A 17,361-nucleotide genomic window follows, 5' to 3' on the forward strand; every position below is an offset into this window, starting at 1 on the left:
GAGCAAAGGCTGGCGAAGGCGGTGCGGGCGCTCGTGCTATAACTAAAGGACTTAGCGCAAACAAACCTCAACCGCACAAGGCGCACATGGATCAGATTTACGACAACAGGTACTATTCCGCCGGTTCGCGCGAGCCGTCGCCTCGCCGTGCGCGCACGGTGCAGCTCGGTGGGTCCGCCTATGCCGGCGCCGACCGCTCCACGCAGCGCCCGACAAGTACCTCGCGCCCCAATGCTCAATCAAATACCTTGGCAGATGGACCGGTGCGCCCGGCACGTTCGTCGCATGCGTCGCGTCCCTCGACTCAAGCACACGACAAATCGAGTAGGCCCTCGAACCGTCTTTCGGGCTCGGACTTTATGCATTACGCCAACGACAACGCGGTGGTCAAGGCGATCTATGACTTTACGCATGGCCCTCTGCGTCCGCTGTTTATCGGTATCGTGGTGGCGCTGGTGCTCGTGAGCCTGTATTTCCCCGTGCGCGATCTGTACGTGGCAAAGCGTTCGAGCGATATCTTGGCCAAGCAGGTCGAGATTCGCCAGCAATACAATGATGAGCTGCAAAAAAGCGTCGACAAGCTGCTCTCGGAGGAGGGTATCAAGGACGCGGCGTCCGAGGACCTGGGCCTGGTGATGCCCGGCGAGAAGAAGATTGACGTGCTAGGCTTGGACGACGATTCGGACTCGTCGTCGAGCAAAAAGTCCTCAAACGCCAAGAAGGCCAGCGAAGTGGCCAAGGAAATCGAAGAAGTCGGCAAGGACGCGCCGTGGTACATCCAGGCGCTCGACATGCTGTTTGGGTTTAACGGCGTCGAGGGTCAAACGGTCGTGTCCAACGGCAAATAGCGCCCGGAGGGGAGCCCGCAATGACAAATTGCAAACGCTATAAGGTGGCCGCGATCGACCTGGGAACGGTGTCGTCGCGACTGGTGTTGGCCCAGGTCGAGGGCGGAGCGATTGTGGAATCGTCCAAGCATACCGAGATTACCGATCTGGGCGAGGGCGTCGACGCGACGGGCCGCTTTTGCGAGGCGGCTGTCGAGCGTGTGCTCGCTGCGTGTCACATGTTTGTGGACGAGGCCCGTGCCTTTGGGGCCGTGTGCGTCTGCACCACCTGCACGAGTGCCGCGCGCGATGCGTCCAATGCCGCGCTGCTGCTGGACGGCCTGCGCGATCTGGGGCTTGAGCCACAGGTGATTCCGGGCGAGGTCGAGGCGCGCCTGACGTTTTTCGGCGTGGCGCACGACTTTGCCGGCGAGCGCATCATTGTTGCCGATTCGGGCGGCGGATCCACGGAGCTCGCGACTGGCGTGTACGCGCCGGAGCGCGGCGTCTTTGCGCTGGAGGGAACGCGCTCGCTGGACATCGGCTGTCGCCGCGTGACGGAGCGCTTTTTCTCCGCGTTGCCGCCCGCGGATGGCGAGCTTGCTGCCGCTGCCGCGTGGGCAGGCGAGCAGTTTGCCGCCTATTTTGAAGGCCTGCCCAGCGACTTTGAGCGCGCCGAACGCCTCGTTGCGGTGGGCGGCACCGTCACCACGCTCGTGGCACTCGTTCACGAGCTGGAGCCGTATGATTCGAGCTTTGTGCACCTGCGCGAGCTTTCGATGGAGCAGGTTTCGGCTGCCATCGAGCGTATGTCCGCGCTGGATGTTGCGGGCATTGCCGCGTTGCCGGGCGTACAGCCCAAGCGCGCGGGCGTGATCTTGGCTGGTGCCGTGGTGATTCGCGAGCTTATGCGAGCCGGCGGCTACGACACGCTCACCGTAAGCGAGAACAGCCTGCTCGCCGGTATGGCCGCCACCATTAACGAGGTTCTCGACGGCGAGCTACCCACCATCACCTGGACTCCGAGCCTGAGCACCCTCCAATAAGTTGCGGTGAAATACGGACTATAATCGCCCTTTCGGGCCCCAAACAGTCCCTATCCCACCGCAACTCAACAGCCGGCACTTAGGGACGTTCCTTTTCTGCCGGCACCTCTGGGGACAGTCCTTGCGGGGCGTCCCCACAGCGCCTATGCCAGCTTGTCGATTTGCCCAATCTCCCAAAGCGGAATATTGACGAGCATGCCCTCATCTCTATATGCCGCCAGGGAGGTCCTCACACAACGCATGAGCTTGAATTTTTCGCAGGCTATTTTCAGGCTCTTTGCTTTGAGATTCTCCGCCGCCTTGACCTCAAGCGGAAACACGGTTCCCGCATGGTCGATGGCAAAGTCGGTTTCGGCATTGCCGGAGGTAGAGGACCAGTACGCAGGACTTTTGCCTTGCAGCAAGAGTTCCTGTGCGACATATTGCTCGGTGAGCGAGCCCTTAAACTCAGTGAAAACAGCGGATCCGTTTAGGACGATGGTCGGGGGGAGGCTGGAGAGCGCTCCAAGGATGCCGGTGTCAATGCAAAACAGCTTGAAGCCCGAGAGATCCTCATAGCTCGAGAGCGGTGCTCTGAGGGCAGAAACGCGCGGAACCTTATGAACGATTCCGTAGTCCGCGAGCCACTGGAGGCTTTCCTCAAAATCGCGTGCGCGCGCCCCGGGGCGAAGGGCTCCGTAGACGAACTTCTTGTTTTCCTTTGCAAGCTGGCCGGGAAGGGATTTCCAGACCAACCTCATGCGCTCGACGATGCGGGCGGGTGCATGTTTGCCAAAATCGGATTCGTAAGCCTCGATGATTTGCTGCTGAAGCCTTCGGGCTTCGATGAAGTCGCGTGTCTCGGCGAAAGCGGAGACAACTTCGGGCATACCGCCGACAACAAGGTATTCCTTGAGCAAGTGCTCGAGCTTTTCGGTAACGTTTGCTAGAAGGTTCATGTCTGCGGCAAGGATGGCGTCGGCGAGCGGGTTGCCGTCGACGGCACGAACGAACTCGGCAAACCCCATGGGACGCATGGTGAGCTGGTCAATTTTGCCGACGGGAAATGACTCGTTTTCGCGCCGGAGTGCGAGGCCCATATAGGAACCGGCTGCCATGATGTGGTATTCGGGTGCAAGCTCGTTGAAGTACTTGAGCGAGGTGATGCCGCGCGGCGCCTCTTGGATCTCGTCGAAAATGATGAGCGTGTCTGCCGGCGTTATGTTTTGGCCACTTAGGAGTTCTATCTGGGAGATGATGCGCTTGGGGTCGAGGTCCCCATCGAACAGCGAACGTGCGCTCGGCTCGAGCATAAAGTCAAAACGAATGGCGTTTCGATACTGCTGGCTTGCGAATTTGTTAAGAAGCCACGTCTTTCCTGTCTGGCGGGCTCCCTTAAGCAAGAGAGGTTTGCGATTCGCCCTTGATTTCCAAGCGATAAGTTCACTCATAAGCTGTCGTTGCATATTGCCTCCCAACCCTCTCGGCTAGTATAAGGCCGTATGCGCGTTTCCCTTGGAAAATGTGCGAGACAACCACGTTTTTCCATCGAAAAATGTGCGAGACAACCACGTTCTTCCATCGAAAAATGTGGGAGTATCAACCTAAGCTGCGGTGAAATAGTTCTTAAATAGGCTGGTAAACAGCATAAACAAGAACTATTCCACCGCAACTCACCATCTGTATCGGCATCCAAAAGAAACGAGCCCGCATCCCAAAGAGACACGGGCTCGTAAAAGCCAAATGGTAGGGGCGGTGGGACGTCTGCGTATTTGCTGCGCAAATCCGCACCGGCTTCGGCCGCCTGCCGGCGCCCTCGCCGGCTCGCTGCGGACGCTGCGCGTCCGCTTGACGCTTGCCCCCTCGCGGGTTCGAGCCCCACCGGCGTCCGAAAGAAACGAGCCCGCATCCCTGGGGGACACGGGCTCGAAAAATCCATATGGTAGGGGCGGTGGGACTCGAACCCACAATCCTTGCGGCGAGAGATTTTAAGTCTCCTGCGTATGCCAATTCCGCCACGCCCCCGTAAGACTAGAAGTCTAGCACAAGCCGTCCGTTACGCGTTGACGGCCATCGAGTGTTGGCCCGACTTCTCCAGGAACTCCTGGAACTTGGCCTCGTCGCCCTTGTTCTGGTACTGCAGGGCCAACAGGTACTCCAGGCGGCAGCGCTTGACCGGGTCGTCACCGGCATCCTTGAGCATGCGCTCCAGCTCGGGGATGTCGTTGTGGCGTTTGAGGATCATCGTGTCGTACATCAGCTGACACTCGTGTGCGACCGCCTCGGCCTGACCCCCCTCAAAGCCCTTGATCTCGTGCAGAAGCTCCTTGGACTTTTTGCGGTCCTCCTGGCCAACGTAGTAGTTAAAGGCTTTGATCACCAGGTCGACGCGCTGCATCTTGGGCAGATTGAGCCCCAGCAGCAAATCGAACATCTCATCGGCGCGCTCGTGGTCCTCGCGCAGCAGATAAGAGTTCAGGCGCAGGTAGTCGCGGTTGTAGCGCGGGTACAGCATGCTGGTGAGCTTGCCGTCGAGCAAACGATCGAACTCGTCCCACTGTTTGGCGGCCATCAACTGCTGCAGGCGCTTAAACGTGGTGCGTTTTTTGACGCTAAAGAACACCGACACGGCGATGCAGATGATAACGACGGCGGTCCAGAGTGTGCGGGAATCGGGCATATTAGGGTCCTTAGTCACTCATAAAGCGAGCGGTATGACAACACGTACTGGATGTATTATACGCAGCGCGCAAGCAAACTGGCATAAAAGCTCATCGAGGCCGAGTGCTATCGCTCGCTGCGGTACACTTACCTAAAGTAAACCATGAAGGGAGACATTACCTATGAAGAAAATCGTTTTGGCTTGCGGTGCTGGCGCTGCTACTTCCACGCTCGTTGCCCAGAAGGTCGCCACCTTGCTCGACGCCAACGGTTACGCCGACAAGTACGAGATCGTGCAGTGCGCCATCTCCGAGGCCAAGGACTACTGCGACGAGGGCGCCGACCTGCTGATCGCCACCACCGTTGCCCCCGAGGGCCTCACCTGCCCGTACGTGAGTGGCGTGCCCTTCATGACCGGCATGAACCGCGTCGCTGCCGAGAAGGCCGTCCTCGACGTTATGGCTCAGTAGGCGCTGACTGTATGAGTGAGCAGAACGCCAATCCGGTTGAGCTCTTTGGCATTCGCGTTGCCCATGTGGGCATTAACGCTGCCGATCCGGCAGACGCCCTGGAGATCGCGGAGCTGTTCTCGACGATGATGGGCCTGCCCGTCATCGAGACCCCCGTTTCGTACTTTAACGATTCGCTGGTCGAGATCATGAAGCAGAACGGTCGTGGCGCCAAGGGCCACATCGGCTTTGCCGTCAACGACATCGATGCGGCTGAGAAGTGGTTTGCCGAGCGCGGGCTCGAGGTCAACGAGGAGTCGCGCGTGCTGCTGCCCGACGGCGGCACCAAGCTCGTGTACTTTAAGCGCGAGTTCGCCGGTTTCGCCGTGCACCTGTGCCGCGAGTAGCGCACAAGCTGCCATAGCTAGCAAAAAGGGATAGGGCCGCATGGCCTTATCCCTTTATTTATGCCGAGGGGCATCCCTACCGCGGCAGGCGAATCGTAAAGCGGCTGCCGACGCCCTCGACCGAGGTCACGCCGATGACGCCGCCATGGCTGTCGACGATCCACTTGGCAATGGCAAGCCCCAGGCCCGAGCCCTGCGCGCCGGCATCGCGTGCGTTGTCAGCGCGGTAGAACCGTTCAAACGCATGAGCTGCGGATTCCTGATTCATGCCGATGCCCTCGTCCTCAACACTTATGTCGATCGCGCCCGCGCCCGTATCCGGCGCTACGCTAAATGTGATGCTCGTGCCCGCATCCGAGTACTTGGCGGCGTTTTGCACGATCACGCGCAGAGCCTGCTTCACGAGCGCCACGTCGACAGGCGCGTCACAGCACGGGTCGCTGGCAAGCGCGGCGTCGTACGCCAGCCGATACGTGTGCTCGGCATCGATCATCTGCGATTCCTCGCACACTTCGCCGACCAGAGCGGCCAGGTTGGTATTCGCGCGCCTCAGTACGGTACGGCCGGCATCGCCGCGCGCCAAAAACAGCAGCTGCTCCACGAGCTCCTGCATGTGCTCGCTTTCGGCCTTGAGCGAGGCAATGGACTCTGCCAGCACGTCCGGGTCGTCTTTGCCCCAGCGGTCGAGCATGTTCACGTAGCCCTGAATCACCGCGATGGGCGTGCGCAGCTCGTGGCTCGCATCGTTGACAAAGCGCATCTGCTGCAGCTTGGCCTCTTGCATCTGGCGCAGTAGGCGGTTGAGTGCAACCTCGATGCTTGCCAGGTCGGCGTCGCCGGTAGTAACGCTCGGCGAGTCGACGCTTGCGCGCTCGATGGCCTGCTCCAGTGTTTCCATCTTGCCGCCGGAGAGCTGCATGCGGCCGAGTTCGTCCACGCGCAGGGCCAGATCGTTGAGCGGCGCCATGGTGCGGCGCACGCGGCGGGCGCCGCCGAGCATGTTGAGCACGCTGATGACCTGCCAACTCACAACGACAAGGTAGAGAGGCCATAGCGCGACGAGGTCCTGCGCGAGGGGGAAAGTCTTGGTGGTACGCGCAAGCTCGACGGTATAGGTGAGCGTTGTCAGGTCCCAGCCGCGCGCGGGCGTCAGCGACATGCTGCGAACGGCGGCGCCGGGGATCCATCCCGCGGTAAACGCGCCATCGGGCAGCGTCTGGTTGTATCCATAGACGAGGATCGCCGCCGCAATAACCAACAGTAACAGATCGAGCCAGATGTGGCTCATCAAGCGGCGCCACATATAGCTCCAGTTGATGGCGCGGGCGATGGAGGTGACGCGCTTGGTCTCGTCGTTACGCGCGGCAGACATAGCCCACCCCGCGCACGGTCTGGATGATGCGGGCGCCGCCGGCGTCCTCGATCTTGGCGCGCAGGTGCGCGATGTGCACGTCGACGTTGTTGGTGTCGCCCACGTATTCGTAGCCCAGCGCCTCGTGCGCGATGCGCTCGCGTGTGAGCACGGTGCCGGCGTGCGCCATAAGCAAGGCGAGCACATCGAACTCGCGGGCCGTGAGCATGATGGGCACGCTGCCGACGGTGACTTCGCGGCGGTTGGGATCGAGCGCGACCGAGCCCACGGTGAGCGTGGCGGGGGAGGGCGAGGCAGCGGTCTGGGCCGTGTCGGTTGCCGGGGACATTGTGGCGATACCGGCGGCCGTGCCGCTCGCTACGCCCTCCCCGGCCCCAACGCCCGAAGCCGCCCGCACGGCCTCCGAGCGCTTCAGCGCCACGCGGATCCGTGCGAACAGCTCCTCGATCGCAAACGGCTTGGTCAGGTAATCGTCGGCGCCGGCGTCGAGCCCGGCAACCTTGTCCATCACGGCATCGCGCGCGGTGACCATGATCACTGGCACATCCTTGTGCTTGCGTATGCGCCGCAGCACCTCCATGCCGTTGAGCTGCGGTAACAGTACATCGAGCAGAATCAGATCGTAGTCGCGCTCCAACGCCAGGTCAACGGCGGTGCGTCCGTCGGCGGCGTGCTCCACCTGGTAGCCCTCGTGCTCTAGCTCGAGTGTCACAAAGCGGGCGATTTTCTCCTCGTCCTCTACGATCAGGATTCGTGCCATGCGTGCCCCCCGTCTGCGATTACTTGTCGTCGTTCAGATTTTGCTTGATGCCGTCCGCGGCGTCGGCGGCGTGGTCCATCAGGTTGTTGATGCTGCCGGGCACGTCGCCGTCGCTATCGATGCGGTAACGCATGCCAAAGAACAGGCCAATAAGCATCAGCCAGATCGTGGCGCCCCAGGCAAACAGAGCGATGATGGGAATCAGGATGGGGATGTTGAGGATGATCGCATCGCGGCGCGTGGCGATAAACTTGGTGTCCAGGCTCAGGCGGAAGAGTTTTTTGAGGTACTCCCACACGCTGTCCATCTTCTTGGAAAAGTCGGTCTTTTCGCTCGACTTTTCGTAGGCGGCCTGCGCGGCGACCATCTCGGCAGAGGGCTCATCGACTGGCGCGGACTCGGTGGCGGCATGCGCCGACGTGGTCTGGGTCTTGCCCTGCGACTCGAGCCAAATGATGGCATCCAGGACGTTGCCGTCGGCGGCGTCGAGCGCAGCTTTGGCATCGGTGTAGCTCACGTTGCACTTGGTGCGGATGGTTTCAACTTTTTCGAGGTCGTCCATGACCTTTCCTTTCGTTCGATGGGCGCGACGCCGGGCGATTTGCCCGGGCGCGAGCGTTGCGTTCGGCGGCCTGCGTCGCGCGGCGCCGCCCCGCCCTTGGTCGAACTCTATAGTGCAGGTTATAGATTAAGCGATTCTTGAGCCAAGATTAATGTTGGATGAGTTTTTGCGCGGCGGTGGGAAAAGTATTAGACCTCGATAACGGGGGATGGTGAGCCGATGACAAGCCGGCGGCAGAAATGGGATAAGCAAGGCGAACGGATCATATGGATCAAAATCGCGTTGCAAAAGTATGAGTTTCACATATGGATGTTATTGGGTGCGTGGGCCACCGCACGGCAGCCATGGAAGGACCTTAATATTACTTAGGCATGCGGCATTTGACGCCAGTCCTAATTGAAAGGCCAAGGGTAAATGGCTCCATGGGCAAGTGATTCTGTTTGCTAATGACCGAAAGCACCAATCCGTCATGTTGATTAAGGTTTCTGTTTGCTTGCATGGTTCGCTAACTGCTAAAAGGTTGACCGATTGACTGTTTATGGCATCGTTAGTCGTCGGTGTTTTATAACATTAATTTAAAATAGCTGCAGTGGCTGAATGAATATAGAGAAAGGACTATCAATGGAGTGCAACTGGATTTACTTCCCATTAAACGGTCGTCCGCCGCAGCCGTTAATGGACGTTGTAAAAGCTGTAAATAAAAATATTGAGCAGATTCGTTCTGATAAAAACAGTGAGCACAGCGATAGCGTGCTCCGAATTTTGGCGTTCGATTTGGAGCAATTTGGTTTCAATGTTGAGGTGGGGAAAAAGAAAAACGAGAAACTATCGATGCCAGTGTTGTATGGGGAGAAAGGCTTAATTGATAAAGCTTTTGAGGTCGATGCCGTCCATAGGGACACTAACACGATAGTGGAGATTGAGGCCGGGCGCGCTGTCGCGAACAACCAGTTTCTGAAGGATTTTTTTGAAGCGTGCATGATACAGGATGCAGCATATCTTTGTGTAGCCGTTCGTAATGTGTACAAGAGTGGTGACAACTCAAGCAGAGACTACGAAAAGGTCGTAACTTTTTTCAAAACATTGTATGCAAGCGGGCGCATGCCTGTTCCGTTAAAAGGTATTATGGTTATCGGGTACTAACTGCAGTGGTTCTTTCGGTTTTGGAATAGTTCCGCGTGTAACTATTTGTGTGCGGGCACATGGTGACTTGGGCAGCGGCTCGGACCCAGCGGATGCGAACGGCATGTATGCGGCAAGGTTTTCAAATTGTTTTAGAGGAAAATCTCTGCTGTTCAGTCAGCATTCGGCACCCTTCCCAACGCACGTATGATTAGCTTTTGAGACTGCTTTTGTTCTCTGATGGCGGCCGCAAGAGTCCTTCGACGTTCGATTTTGGCTTGCAGCTCATCAACCTCTGTAGCGGGTACATAGTCACTTTTGACCTTGTCGCCGACTCGATAGTTGAGATAGAAGTATTCGTGGCCCTTTATGTTTCGCATACGGACGCTGCCCTTTGGAAGGAGACTGATTTCCTGCTCCATGAGGCCCAAGAGGCGGCTCGAGCGTACATATTCCTCTTCTAGGACATCTTCTAAGACGGACATGGCACCTCCCCTGAGTAGTTACCCTACATTCTATCAAATTCAATAATTTGTAGGGTAACTCAAACGTGCCCGCACGACATCTGACACTTACCCTGCCTCCATGCTCCGTCGCGGCGGCATGTACCTGAACAGCGACCCTCTAAGGAGTTCGATATCGATGAGTGACGACACCAAGCACCTTGCAAAGAAGTGCGTCAAGGGCGCGGGGCCGTGCCTCGCGCTGTGCCTTGCCGGCGCAGCGGTCGCGCTGCTGGCTGTTCTGGGGCCGATTGATGTGCTCCGAAGTGCTAGCTCTCTGCACGTCATCATCGCCCTTGCCGCCGCTATGATGACCGGCGGCGTGCTCGATCTGGTTTTTGGGTACTTGACCCGTTTGGATGGAAGAACGAAGGGTAAGCCCTAAGGGACGGAAGGGCTGGAACGGTTTGCTTGGCGATCGTGCAGAATGCGGGCTAGCGATTTACAGGGAAGTGGTGATCCGATGACGGTCTATGTGACGGGCGACATTCACGGTGGGGTTGACATGCAAAAGCTGCGCGACTGGGAGCTTGGGGATAGCCTGACGAGCGACGACTATCTCATCGTCGCCGGCGACTTTGGCTTTCCGTGGGATTTCTCTGCCGAGGAATGTGCCGACATCGCTTGGCTGGAGTCGCGCCCCTATACCGTGCTGTTCGTCGACGGCAACCACGAGCGTTTCGACCATTGAGCGGAGCGTCCCATGGAGTTGTGGCACGGCGGGCTGACGCAGCGCCTGTCGGACACCTCGCCCATACGGCGCCTGACGCGCGGCGAGGTTTTTGAGCTCGGCAGCTCAACGATCTTTACCATGGGCGGCGCCACGAGCGTGGACAAGGAATACCGCGTGCCGTATTCCAGCTGGTGGCCGCAGGAGCTGCCGGGTGAGCGCAACTTTGAGGAAGCGCGGACAAAGCTCGATAGCGTGGGCTGGAAGGTCGACTACGTAATCACCCACACCTGTTCCACGCGCATGCTCTCGCCCACGCTCTATCCGGCACCTGGCTGGAATTACCCCGATGTCGATCGGCTTACGGCATTTTTCGACGAGCTAGAAGGCCGCCTGGACTACAAGCGCTGGTACTACGGGCATTTTCATCGGGATGCCAACCCGGCCGAGCGCCACACCGTGCTCTACGACTGCATCGTTCGCCTGGGCGACGAACTCCAGCCCTGGGACGTTGCGTAGGGGCGAGGCGCATGATTACTCAGCCGTTACGGTGATATTCTCCCTGTGCTTGCGGATAACATCCCAGCTAAAATGCTCGGCCAGCTGCTCGGCGGTACGTGGTGTGGTGTCCGGCGCGATGCCTGTTTGCCCGGCGAGCCAGCCCAGCAGTGCCTCGGGCGTGCCAAAGCGTGCGCGGAGCTCGCCTAGGTCCAGATCGCGGTCTCGTTTGGAAAGGCGGCGACCGTCCGGCGACATGAGCAGTGGAATGTGCGCGTAGCGCGGCGTGGCCAGTCCCAGTAGATGCTGCAGGTAGATCTGGCGCGGCGTGGACCCCAGCAGGTCGCATCCGCGCACGACCTCGGTGACGCCCATGGCGGCGTCGTCGACCACCACGGCTAGCTGGTAGGCAAAAACGCCGTCGCTGCGGCGCACCAAAAAGTCACCGCACTCGGTGGCGAGTGCTTCGCATTGGGCTCCGTACGTGCGGTCTACGAATTCGACCACATCGTCTGCGAGGTCGTCGACGGCGGGCACGCGCAGACGCGTGGCCGGGGCGCGCAGGGCACTGCGGCGGGCGACCTCTTCGGCCGAAAGGCCTCGGCAGGCGCCGCGGTAGATGGGCGTGCCGTCACTGGCATGAGGCGCGCTCGCGGCGTGGAGCTCGGCACGCGTGCAAAAGCAAGGATAGGTGAGGCCGGCGTCTTGCAGCTGGTGCAGGGCGTCCTCGTACAGATCCAGGCGATCGTGCTGGTAGTAGGGGCCTTCGTCCCACTCGAGTCCCAGCCAGGCCAGGTCGTCGATCAGCTGGGCGGCGAGCTCCGGGCGCTTGCAGCGATCGTCCAGGTCTTCGATGCGCAACACGATGCTGCCGCCCTGGCTGCGGGCCGAAAGCCACGCGCACAGGCAGCTGAACACGTTTCCCAGGTGCATGCGGCCCGAGGGCGACGGGGCGAAACGGCCCACGACGGGCGCGGGGGCGGAGGCGGGTGGCGTCGCTGGCGCGTCCGCGGCAGGCGTTGCTATGTTGCGTGTTTTGATATCCATGCGGACGAGTATAGCGCGGGGCGCGGTGGGGAAGGCGTTGCCGCGCTCACAAGTTGGCGGCGGTGCGCATTGCGCACGGTGGGTTTGCGGCTCAAGGTCTCGATCACTGCGCACCGACTTAGCCTCACAAACGACAGAAACCCCGGCAGCTCTTCGCAACTGCCGGGGTTTCCGCGGAAAAGGGGGACATGATCCTCAAGCGAACGGCAAAGGGGCAAACCGTTCTCGCTCAACTGCTTTATGCCCCTCGCTCGCCGGCTTAATCGGCTCACGCCGTGCCCACACAAAGCCGCTACACCTGTGACGGAGCTGTGAAGTGGTATCTATTGCCAGGGCGGGCTATGCCAAGGAGTGTCTCAGATTGCCGGCAGATAAGGAACGTCCCCAGGTGCCGGCGGCGGGCGTGACTTTTGTCCCGTTTGATACTCCGCTGGCCTAGATGTTCGTCACATGAGCCCGCAAACGTGGGACAATGACGCTACTGGTACCACAGACAAAGGATGTGCCTATGAACGCCCCCGTTGCCCAGCCCTGTCGGCAGCGCCGCCTGTTTGCGCGATTCGCTTCCGTCTGCGCACTCGTCGCGCTTGCGTTGTTGCTGCTGCCTGCCGCCGCGCACGCCGACGGCTACTCCATGAGCCAAACCTGCATCGGCGCCACGGTTGAGGCCGATGGCTCGCTGACCGTTGTCGAGGGACGCCAGTTCGATTTCGACGACGACATCAACGGCGTGTATTGGGATATCAATACAGGCTCTAACCAGCAAGGCGGCTCGGTGGTCGTCAATGTGCTAGGCGTCGAGGAAGACGACACTGCGTTTAACAAGGTCGACAGCGCAAACAAAGGCGACGACGGCGTTTACACGGTGGAACAGTCCGACGACGGCGTAAAGATTAAGGTGTTCAGCCCCCACGAGAGCGGCGACAGCGCAATCTACTACGTGAGGTATTCCATGACCGGTGCGGTTATGAATTGGGCCGATACCGCCGAGCTCTACTGGAAATTTGTGGGTGACGGCTGGTCTGCGGACTCCGATGACGTCGAGATGGAAGTGTATTTCGCAAATGCCGCTGCCGGGACGGCTGCCGTCAAGGGTGATAACTTCCGCGCATGGGGCCACGGCCCGCTGACGGGCGACGTGTCACTCGATGCGGACGAGCCCATGGTCACCTATACCATTCCCTGCGTGCATGAGGGCGAATTCGCCGAGGCACGCATCGCCTTCCCCAACGACTGGGTGCCGCAGCTCGCCGCCTCGAGCGAAGAGCGCATGTCGACGATTCTGAGCGAAGAGAAGGAATGGGCTGACGAGGCCAACGCTCGCCGTGAGCATGCGCGTGCGGTTGCCGGCGCGATTGCCGTGGTGTGTGTTGTCGTGGCGGTTGCCTATACCGGTGTGATCGTGATGCTTAAGCTGCGCAGGCCCAAGCCCAAGCCGCTCTTTCAGGACGAGTACTTCCGCGATGTGCCCTCGGCCGACCATCCCGCGGTGCTTGCAGCTCTTATGAGCTGGAACGACGTGCCCGATCAGGCATATATCGCCACGCTTATGAAGCTCACCGACGACCGCGTGATCAAGCTGGAAGAAGCGACCGAGAGCAAGAAGAAGGGTCTGCTCCGTCGCGAAAAAGAGGAGCAGACGTATCGCATCACAGTGACCGACGAGGCCTGGAAGGCTGCCAAGAAGGACGGCATCGATCGCGATGTGCTCAAGGTCTTCTTCGCCGGCGTTAAGCCCGATAAGGACGGAGTCCGTTCGCGCACGTTTAGCGAGCTGGAGGAGTACGCTAGCGAGCGCACCACATCTGTTGGCGACAAGCTCGAGGACTATCAGAGCACAGTTAAGGGCAAGCTGGAGGCGCGCGAGCTTATTGCATCGGATGGCGCTATCGCGATGGTGGCCGGCCTGGTTCTCGGCATCATCATTGTCTTTGGCATTCTGGGCTCTCTGTTCTATACCGACTTTGCGGACGCCAACGTCGGTGCCGCTATGATCTCGATCCCCGTCACGATCGTGGGCTTTGTCCTGAGCTGCACCTTCCGTCGCTACACGCCGGAGGGCGCCGAGGTAGCGGCTCGCTGCAAGGCGCTCAAGCATTGGCTCGAGGATTTCACACGCCTAAAGGAAGCCGTCCCGGGCGATCTGGTGCTGTGGAACAGGCTGCTGGTGATGGGCGTTGCCCTGGGCGTTTCGAAAGAAGTGCTGCGACAGCTGGCCGAGGCCGTGCCTGCGGATCTGCGCAACAGCGACGATTTCTACGACAACTACCCCTGCTACTGGTGGTATTACCATCACTACGGCAACGAGTCTCCGCTCGATTCGTTCAACGATGTGTATCACGAGACCATCCGCGAGTTGGCTTCGAGCTCCGATAGCTCGAGTGGCGGCGGAGGCGGTGGCTTCTCGGGCGGCGGAGGCGGCGGCGTCGGCGGAGGCGGCGGCGGAACGTTCTAGCGAGCGCTTGCTTTGGGGTGGATCTTTCTGGGCGGTTGCCAGGGAAGATTCATCCCATTTTTGTGCATCGAAACGGGCCAAACTTTCCGCTGAGGACCTTCGCGCTAGGGGCAGTGGACAAAAAATACCAAATATGAGTACTGTTGCTGCGTTGGTCACATATGTTTGCACATAATAATGGACTCCTAATGAGAGTACTTCTCGTTAGGAGTCCATTTTATTGAACATTTGGGGAGTCATGTCAGCTCGTGCAGCTGGTCGTCATGCCTATAAGCATCAAAAATGCTCCAAATCGCTGCTACTAAAAAGGTAACAGTACTCATATTTGATGTTTTTTGACCACAGCTATTTGCAGATCACCAAGGCTACTCATTGGGGACGGACTTAAATGACCAGTCGTTGGGGATCAGTCGTTGGGGACGTTCTTAGATGACTAGGTGCGGCTGCCGGGGCTAGGCTGTTAGGTCGAGTTCGTAGAGGAAGCTTTCGCGCGGCATGTCGTGACGGCGCTCTTCGCGGTTGGCGCGGTGCGTGGCCGTGCGCTTAAAGCCGTGCAGCTCGTAGAACTTCCACGAGCAGTTGGAGTCGGTGTACAGGTGCGCCCTTGTCGCCCCGCGCGAGGACAGGTACGAGACCGCGGCATCGAGCAACACTGAGCCTACACCCAGGCCGTGGACATCGGGATCGACGGCGAGCAGCGTGACTTCGTTGTCGTGCGGCAACGGGCTGCTCTCGAGCAGGCGGTTGTTGGTTCGGATGGTTGCGCGCACAAACGAGAGATACTCGGCGCAGACATCGGGCTCCAGCTCGCGCATCTGCGAAAGCAGCGCGCGTTCGGTATCCATCCAGTGTTCCTTAACGGTGGCGCCGGAACTCTGTCCCGCGCGCGCGAGCGCAATGCCACGCGCCTGACCGTCGATTACGGCAACCTGCGAAAACGTCGATGACGAAAGGCAATGGGCGAGGTCGCACGCGGCCTCGAGGCGGTTGTACTCATCGTTATCCGAATTGTTATGCCAAAGCTGCTGCAGAATCAGCGCGATGGCGTCGAAGTCTTCGGTATCAAACGGTCGGTAGAGAACCCGCGAGACCATGGTGCCTCTTTCTTTTGCGGATGCATATCGAGCACAGTTCTACCACGCTATTGGCATCTAATTATGGTGCCCCTGTGTTCCATCAACTCACCGTGCCCGGTGTCGTGCCCATCCCCTCTGCTCGCAAACTTTTTCTGCACATGCGCCCGTTGCGGGGTGCAACGTCGCGCTCGATGCGCTACATTGAATCAGTATTTTCAATGCCGCTGCGCGAGCGCTGCAGATCGACGTATCACCGACTCACAGAGCACGGCGGCGTACCAGACAGGAGGACTGCATGGGATCTGATGTGAAGATCGCACGCGCGTTGATCTCGGTTACCGATAAGACGGGCGTCGTCGATTTCGCACGGACGCTGGTTGACGACTTTGGCGTCGAGATCATCTCTACGGGCGGCACGGCTCGTGCCATCGAGGACGCGGGCGTTCCCGTAACCCCCATCGAGGAGTTTACGGGCTATCCCGAGATGATGGACGGCCGCGTCAAGACGCTGCATCCCAAGGTTCACGGCGCGCTGCTGGCCCGTCGCGATTCCGAGCAGCACATGCAGGAAGCCGCTCAGCACGGCATTAAGCTGATTGACCTGGTCGTCGTCAACCTGTACGAGTTCGAGAAGACCGTTGCCAACCCCGAGGTCACCTTTGCGGATGCCATCGAGCACATCGACATCGGTGGCCCCTCCATGCTGCGCTCCGCTGCTAAGAACGCCGCGAGCGTTACCGTCATCTCCGACCCGGCCGACTACGATGCCGTCCTGGTCGAGATGCGCGAGACCGGTGGCTGCACCACGCTTTCCACCCGTCGCCGTCTGCAGGTGAAGGTCTACCAGACTACCGCCGCCTACGACACGGCTATCTCCCGTTGGCTTGCCGCCCAGGCAAGCGACGTGGCGGACACCTCTGCCAAGCTCGAGATCTCGCTGGAAAAGGTCGACGACCTGCGCTATGGCGAGAACCCGCAGCAGAAGGCCACGGTCTATCGCTTTGCCGAGGGCTGCGAGAACACCGCGAGCTCTCAGTTCCCGCTCGTGGGCTCCGAGCAGATCCAGGGCAAGCCGCTCAGCTACAACAACTATCTGGACGCCGATGCCGCTTGGAACCTGGTCCGCGAGTTCGACGAGCCGGCTTGCGTGATCCTCAAGCACCAGAACCCCTGCGGTTCCGCCGTTGCCGAGGACATCACGGCCGCCTACGACCGCGCTTTCGCCTGCGATCCCAAGAGCGCCTTCGGCGGCATCATCGCCTGCAACCGTGAGGTTCCCTTTGAGCTGGTTGAGCATTTCGCCGACCAGAACAAGCAGTTTGTCGAGGTCATCATCGCCCCGGGCTACACCGATGAGGCGCTCGAGCGCATGGCCAAGCGCCCCAACCTGCGCGTGCTGGCTACCGGCGGCGTGGACCACGGCGCCCAAGTGGAGCTGCGCTCCATCGACGGCGGCATGCTGGTGCAGGAAGTCGACCACGTGACCGAGGATCCCGCGACCTTTACGTTCCCCACCGACCGCAAGCCCACCGACGCCGAGATGGCCGAGCTCGAGTTTGCCTGGAAGGTCTGCAAAGGCGTCAAGTCCAATGCCATCCTGGTCTCCAAGGGCAAGGCCGGCATTGGCATGGGCCCCGGCCAGCCCAACCGTGTGGATTCCGCGTTGCTGGCCTGCGAGCGTGCTGAGGACTTCTGCGAGCGCGAGGGCGTGGAGAAGGGCGGCTTTGCCTGTGCAAGCGACGCGTTCTTCCCGTTCCGCGACAACGTCGACGTGCTTGCCGCACACGGCGTGACCTGCATCATCCAGCCTGGTGGCTCCAAGCGCGACGACGAGAGCATCCAGGCCTGCAACGAGCACAATATTGCTATGGTCTTCACGGGCGCCCGCCACTTCCGTCACTAAGTTTCGCCCCGGAACAAAATAATC

The 17,361-nt window shown here is 59.9% G+C and carries 18 protein-coding genes and 1 tRNA gene; 10 read left to right on the forward strand and 9 right to left on the reverse strand.

The window, feature by feature from the left end; genetic code table 11:
* The first annotated feature begins 86 nt into the window (after positions 1–86).
* Both AAAV21_RS02810 and AAAV21_RS02815 read left to right on the forward strand, forming a co-directional pair.
* Positions 87–848 carry a hypothetical protein gene (locus AAAV21_RS02810; RefSeq protein WP_349107304.1) on the forward strand — a complete coding sequence of 254 codons (762 nt, stop codon included), beginning with the start codon at positions 87–89 and terminating at the stop codon, positions 846–848.
* A 20-nt stretch (positions 849–868) separates the two neighbouring features.
* Entirely contained in the window at positions 869–1,873 is a 1,005-nt protein-coding gene (locus AAAV21_RS02815; RefSeq protein WP_349107306.1) for a hypothetical protein, read from the forward strand.
* A gap of 143 nt (positions 1,874–2,016) precedes the next feature.
* Here AAAV21_RS02815 and AAAV21_RS02820 read toward each other — a convergent pair whose 3' ends face one another.
* The 3 genes from AAAV21_RS02820 to AAAV21_RS02830 form a co-directional block, all read right to left on the reverse strand.
* Positions 2,017–3,303: an AAA family ATPase gene (locus AAAV21_RS02820; protein WP_349107308.1), complete on the reverse strand. Its 1,287-nt coding sequence runs from the start codon at positions 3,301–3,303 to the stop codon at positions 2,017–2,019.
* Positions 3,304–3,792: 489 nt separating this feature from the next.
* Positions 3,793–3,877 (reverse strand) — tRNA-Leu (locus AAAV21_RS02825).
* A gap of 31 nt (positions 3,878–3,908) precedes the next feature.
* Positions 3,909–4,532 (reverse strand): hypothetical protein, encoded by a 624-nt coding sequence (locus tag AAAV21_RS02830; protein WP_349107309.1) that lies wholly within the window; start codon positions 4,530–4,532, stop codon positions 3,909–3,911.
* Positions 4,533–4,695: 163 nt separating this feature from the next.
* Between AAAV21_RS02830 and AAAV21_RS02835 the strand changes: the two genes are divergently transcribed.
* Both AAAV21_RS02835 and AAAV21_RS02840 read left to right on the forward strand, forming a co-directional pair.
* A complete protein-coding gene (locus AAAV21_RS02835; RefSeq protein WP_006235903.1) occupies positions 4,696–4,983 on the forward strand; it encodes a PTS sugar transporter subunit IIB in 288 nt (95 codons plus the stop codon).
* 11 nt (positions 4,984–4,994) lie between these two features.
* Positions 4,995–5,369, forward strand: coding sequence for a VOC family protein (locus AAAV21_RS02840; RefSeq protein WP_349107311.1), 375 nt, complete (start codon positions 4,995–4,997; stop codon positions 5,367–5,369).
* A gap of 76 nt (positions 5,370–5,445) precedes the next feature.
* Here the strand turns inward: AAAV21_RS02840 and AAAV21_RS02845 are convergent, their stop codons facing one another.
* The 3 genes from AAAV21_RS02845 to AAAV21_RS02855 are packed head-to-tail and all read right to left on the reverse strand — an operon-like array spanning position 5,446 to position 8,063.
* Positions 5,446–6,741, reverse strand: a complete 1,296-nt coding sequence (locus AAAV21_RS02845) for a HAMP domain-containing sensor histidine kinase (RefSeq protein WP_349107313.1) — start codon at positions 6,739–6,741, stop codon at positions 5,446–5,448.
* Entirely contained in the window at positions 6,725–7,501 is a 777-nt protein-coding gene (locus AAAV21_RS02850) for a response regulator transcription factor (RefSeq protein ID WP_349107314.1), read from the reverse strand. The genes AAAV21_RS02845 and AAAV21_RS02850 overlap by 17 nt, the downstream gene beginning before the upstream one ends.
* 19 nt (positions 7,502–7,520) lie before the next feature.
* Positions 7,521–8,063, reverse strand: a complete 543-nt coding sequence (locus tag AAAV21_RS02855) for a DUF4342 domain-containing protein (protein WP_349107317.1) — start codon at positions 8,061–8,063, stop codon at positions 7,521–7,523.
* 621 nt (positions 8,064–8,684) lie between these two features.
* Here AAAV21_RS02855 and AAAV21_RS02860 point away from each other — a divergent pair.
* Complete coding sequence (locus AAAV21_RS02860) at positions 8,685–9,206, forward strand: hypothetical protein (protein ID WP_349107318.1); 522 nt, start codon at positions 8,685–8,687, stop codon at positions 9,204–9,206.
* 152 nt (positions 9,207–9,358) lie between these two features.
* Here AAAV21_RS02860 and AAAV21_RS02865 read toward each other — a convergent pair whose 3' ends face one another.
* A complete protein-coding gene (locus AAAV21_RS02865; RefSeq protein WP_349107320.1) occupies positions 9,359–9,670 on the reverse strand; it encodes a hypothetical protein in 312 nt (103 codons plus the stop codon).
* A gap of 157 nt (positions 9,671–9,827) precedes the next feature.
* Between AAAV21_RS02865 and AAAV21_RS02870 the strand changes: the two genes are divergently transcribed.
* From AAAV21_RS02870 to AAAV21_RS02880, 3 genes are all read left to right on the forward strand, one after another.
* The gene (locus AAAV21_RS02870; protein WP_349107322.1) at positions 9,828–10,073 is read left to right on the forward strand and encodes a hypothetical protein; all 246 of its coding nucleotides are present in this window, start codon (positions 9,828–9,830) and stop codon (positions 10,071–10,073) included.
* A 78-nt stretch (positions 10,074–10,151) separates the two neighbouring features.
* A complete protein-coding gene (locus AAAV21_RS02875; RefSeq protein WP_349107324.1) occupies positions 10,152–10,379 on the forward strand; it encodes a metallophosphoesterase family protein in 228 nt (75 codons plus the stop codon).
* A 12-nt stretch (positions 10,380–10,391) separates the two neighbouring features.
* Positions 10,392–10,877, forward strand: coding sequence for a hypothetical protein (locus AAAV21_RS02880; protein WP_349107326.1), 486 nt, complete (start codon positions 10,392–10,394; stop codon positions 10,875–10,877).
* Positions 10,878–10,892: 15 nt separating this feature from the next.
* Here the strand turns inward: AAAV21_RS02880 and gluQRS are convergent, their stop codons facing one another.
* Positions 10,893–11,903, reverse strand: a complete 1,011-nt coding sequence (gene gluQRS / locus AAAV21_RS02885) for a tRNA glutamyl-Q(34) synthetase GluQRS (RefSeq protein WP_349107328.1) — start codon at positions 11,901–11,903, stop codon at positions 10,893–10,895.
* Positions 11,904–12,411: 508 nt separating this feature from the next.
* Between gluQRS and AAAV21_RS02890 the strand changes: the two genes are divergently transcribed.
* Entirely contained in the window at positions 12,412–14,358 is a 1,947-nt protein-coding gene (locus tag AAAV21_RS02890) for a DUF2207 domain-containing protein (RefSeq protein WP_349107330.1), read from the forward strand.
* Between the two features lie 452 nt (positions 14,359–14,810).
* On the opposite strand, the gene AAAV21_RS02895 is transcribed toward AAAV21_RS02890, so the two are convergent.
* Entirely contained in the window at positions 14,811–15,452 is a 642-nt protein-coding gene (locus AAAV21_RS02895) for a GNAT family N-acetyltransferase (RefSeq protein ID WP_117769936.1), read from the reverse strand.
* 277 nt (positions 15,453–15,729) lie between these two features.
* Between AAAV21_RS02895 and purH the strand changes: the two genes are divergently transcribed.
* Positions 15,730–17,337, forward strand: a complete 1,608-nt coding sequence (purH, locus tag AAAV21_RS02900; protein WP_349107332.1) for a bifunctional phosphoribosylaminoimidazolecarboxamide formyltransferase/IMP cyclohydrolase — start codon at positions 15,730–15,732, stop codon at positions 17,335–17,337.
* Positions 17,338–17,361 lie beyond the last annotated feature (24 nt).

Origin of the sequence: Collinsella sp. CLA-AA-H302 (genome assembly GCF_040093305.1) — a bacterium.
In the GTDB taxonomy this organism is placed as follows: Bacteria; Actinomycetota; Coriobacteriia; order Coriobacteriales; family Coriobacteriaceae; genus Collinsella.

What these genes read in the sequence shown, in the direction of transcription:
- AAAV21_RS02865 (WP_349107320.1), bottom strand. Translation starts at nt 9,670, where the DNA reads ATGTCCGTCTTAGAAGATGTCCTAGAAGAGGAATATGTACGCTCGAGC.
- AAAV21_RS02810 (WP_349107304.1), top strand. Translation starts at nt 87, where the DNA reads ATGGATCAGATTTACGACAACAGGTACTATTCCGCCGGTTCGCGCGAG.
- AAAV21_RS02890 (WP_349107330.1), top strand. Translation starts at nt 12,412, where the DNA reads ATGAACGCCCCCGTTGCCCAGCCCTGTCGGCAGCGCCGCCTGTTTGCG.
- AAAV21_RS02855 (WP_349107317.1), bottom strand. Translation starts at nt 8,063, where the DNA reads ATGGACGACCTCGAAAAAGTTGAAACCATCCGCACCAAGTGCAACGTG.
- AAAV21_RS02830 (WP_349107309.1), bottom strand. Translation starts at nt 4,532, where the DNA reads ATGCCCGATTCCCGCACACTCTGGACCGCCGTCGTTATCATCTGCATC.
- AAAV21_RS02820 (WP_349107308.1), bottom strand. Translation starts at nt 3,303, where the DNA reads ATGAGTGAACTTATCGCTTGGAAATCAAGGGCGAATCGCAAACCTCTC.
- AAAV21_RS02860 (WP_349107318.1), top strand. Translation starts at nt 8,685, where the DNA reads ATGGAGTGCAACTGGATTTACTTCCCATTAAACGGTCGTCCGCCGCAG.
- AAAV21_RS02895 (WP_117769936.1), bottom strand. Translation starts at nt 15,452, where the DNA reads ATGGTCTCGCGGGTTCTCTACCGACCGTTTGATACCGAAGACTTCGAC.
- AAAV21_RS02835 (WP_006235903.1), top strand. Translation starts at nt 4,696, where the DNA reads ATGAAGAAAATCGTTTTGGCTTGCGGTGCTGGCGCTGCTACTTCCACG.
- AAAV21_RS02850 (WP_349107314.1), bottom strand. Translation starts at nt 7,501, where the DNA reads ATGGCACGAATCCTGATCGTAGAGGACGAGGAGAAAATCGCCCGCTTT.
- AAAV21_RS02875 (WP_349107324.1), top strand. Translation starts at nt 10,152, where the DNA reads ATGACGGTCTATGTGACGGGCGACATTCACGGTGGGGTTGACATGCAA.
- gluQRS (WP_349107328.1), bottom strand. Translation starts at nt 11,903, where the DNA reads ATGGATATCAAAACACGCAACATAGCAACGCCTGCCGCGGACGCGCCA.
- AAAV21_RS02845 (WP_349107313.1), bottom strand. Translation starts at nt 6,741, where the DNA reads ATGTCTGCCGCGCGTAACGACGAGACCAAGCGCGTCACCTCCATCGCC.
- AAAV21_RS02880 (WP_349107326.1), top strand. Translation starts at nt 10,392, where the DNA reads ATGGAGTTGTGGCACGGCGGGCTGACGCAGCGCCTGTCGGACACCTCG.
- AAAV21_RS02815 (WP_349107306.1), top strand. Translation starts at nt 869, where the DNA reads ATGACAAATTGCAAACGCTATAAGGTGGCCGCGATCGACCTGGGAACG.
- purH (WP_349107332.1), top strand. Translation starts at nt 15,730, where the DNA reads ATGGGATCTGATGTGAAGATCGCACGCGCGTTGATCTCGGTTACCGAT.
- AAAV21_RS02840 (WP_349107311.1), top strand. Translation starts at nt 4,995, where the DNA reads ATGAGTGAGCAGAACGCCAATCCGGTTGAGCTCTTTGGCATTCGCGTT.
- AAAV21_RS02870 (WP_349107322.1), top strand. Translation starts at nt 9,828, where the DNA reads ATGAGTGACGACACCAAGCACCTTGCAAAGAAGTGCGTCAAGGGCGCG.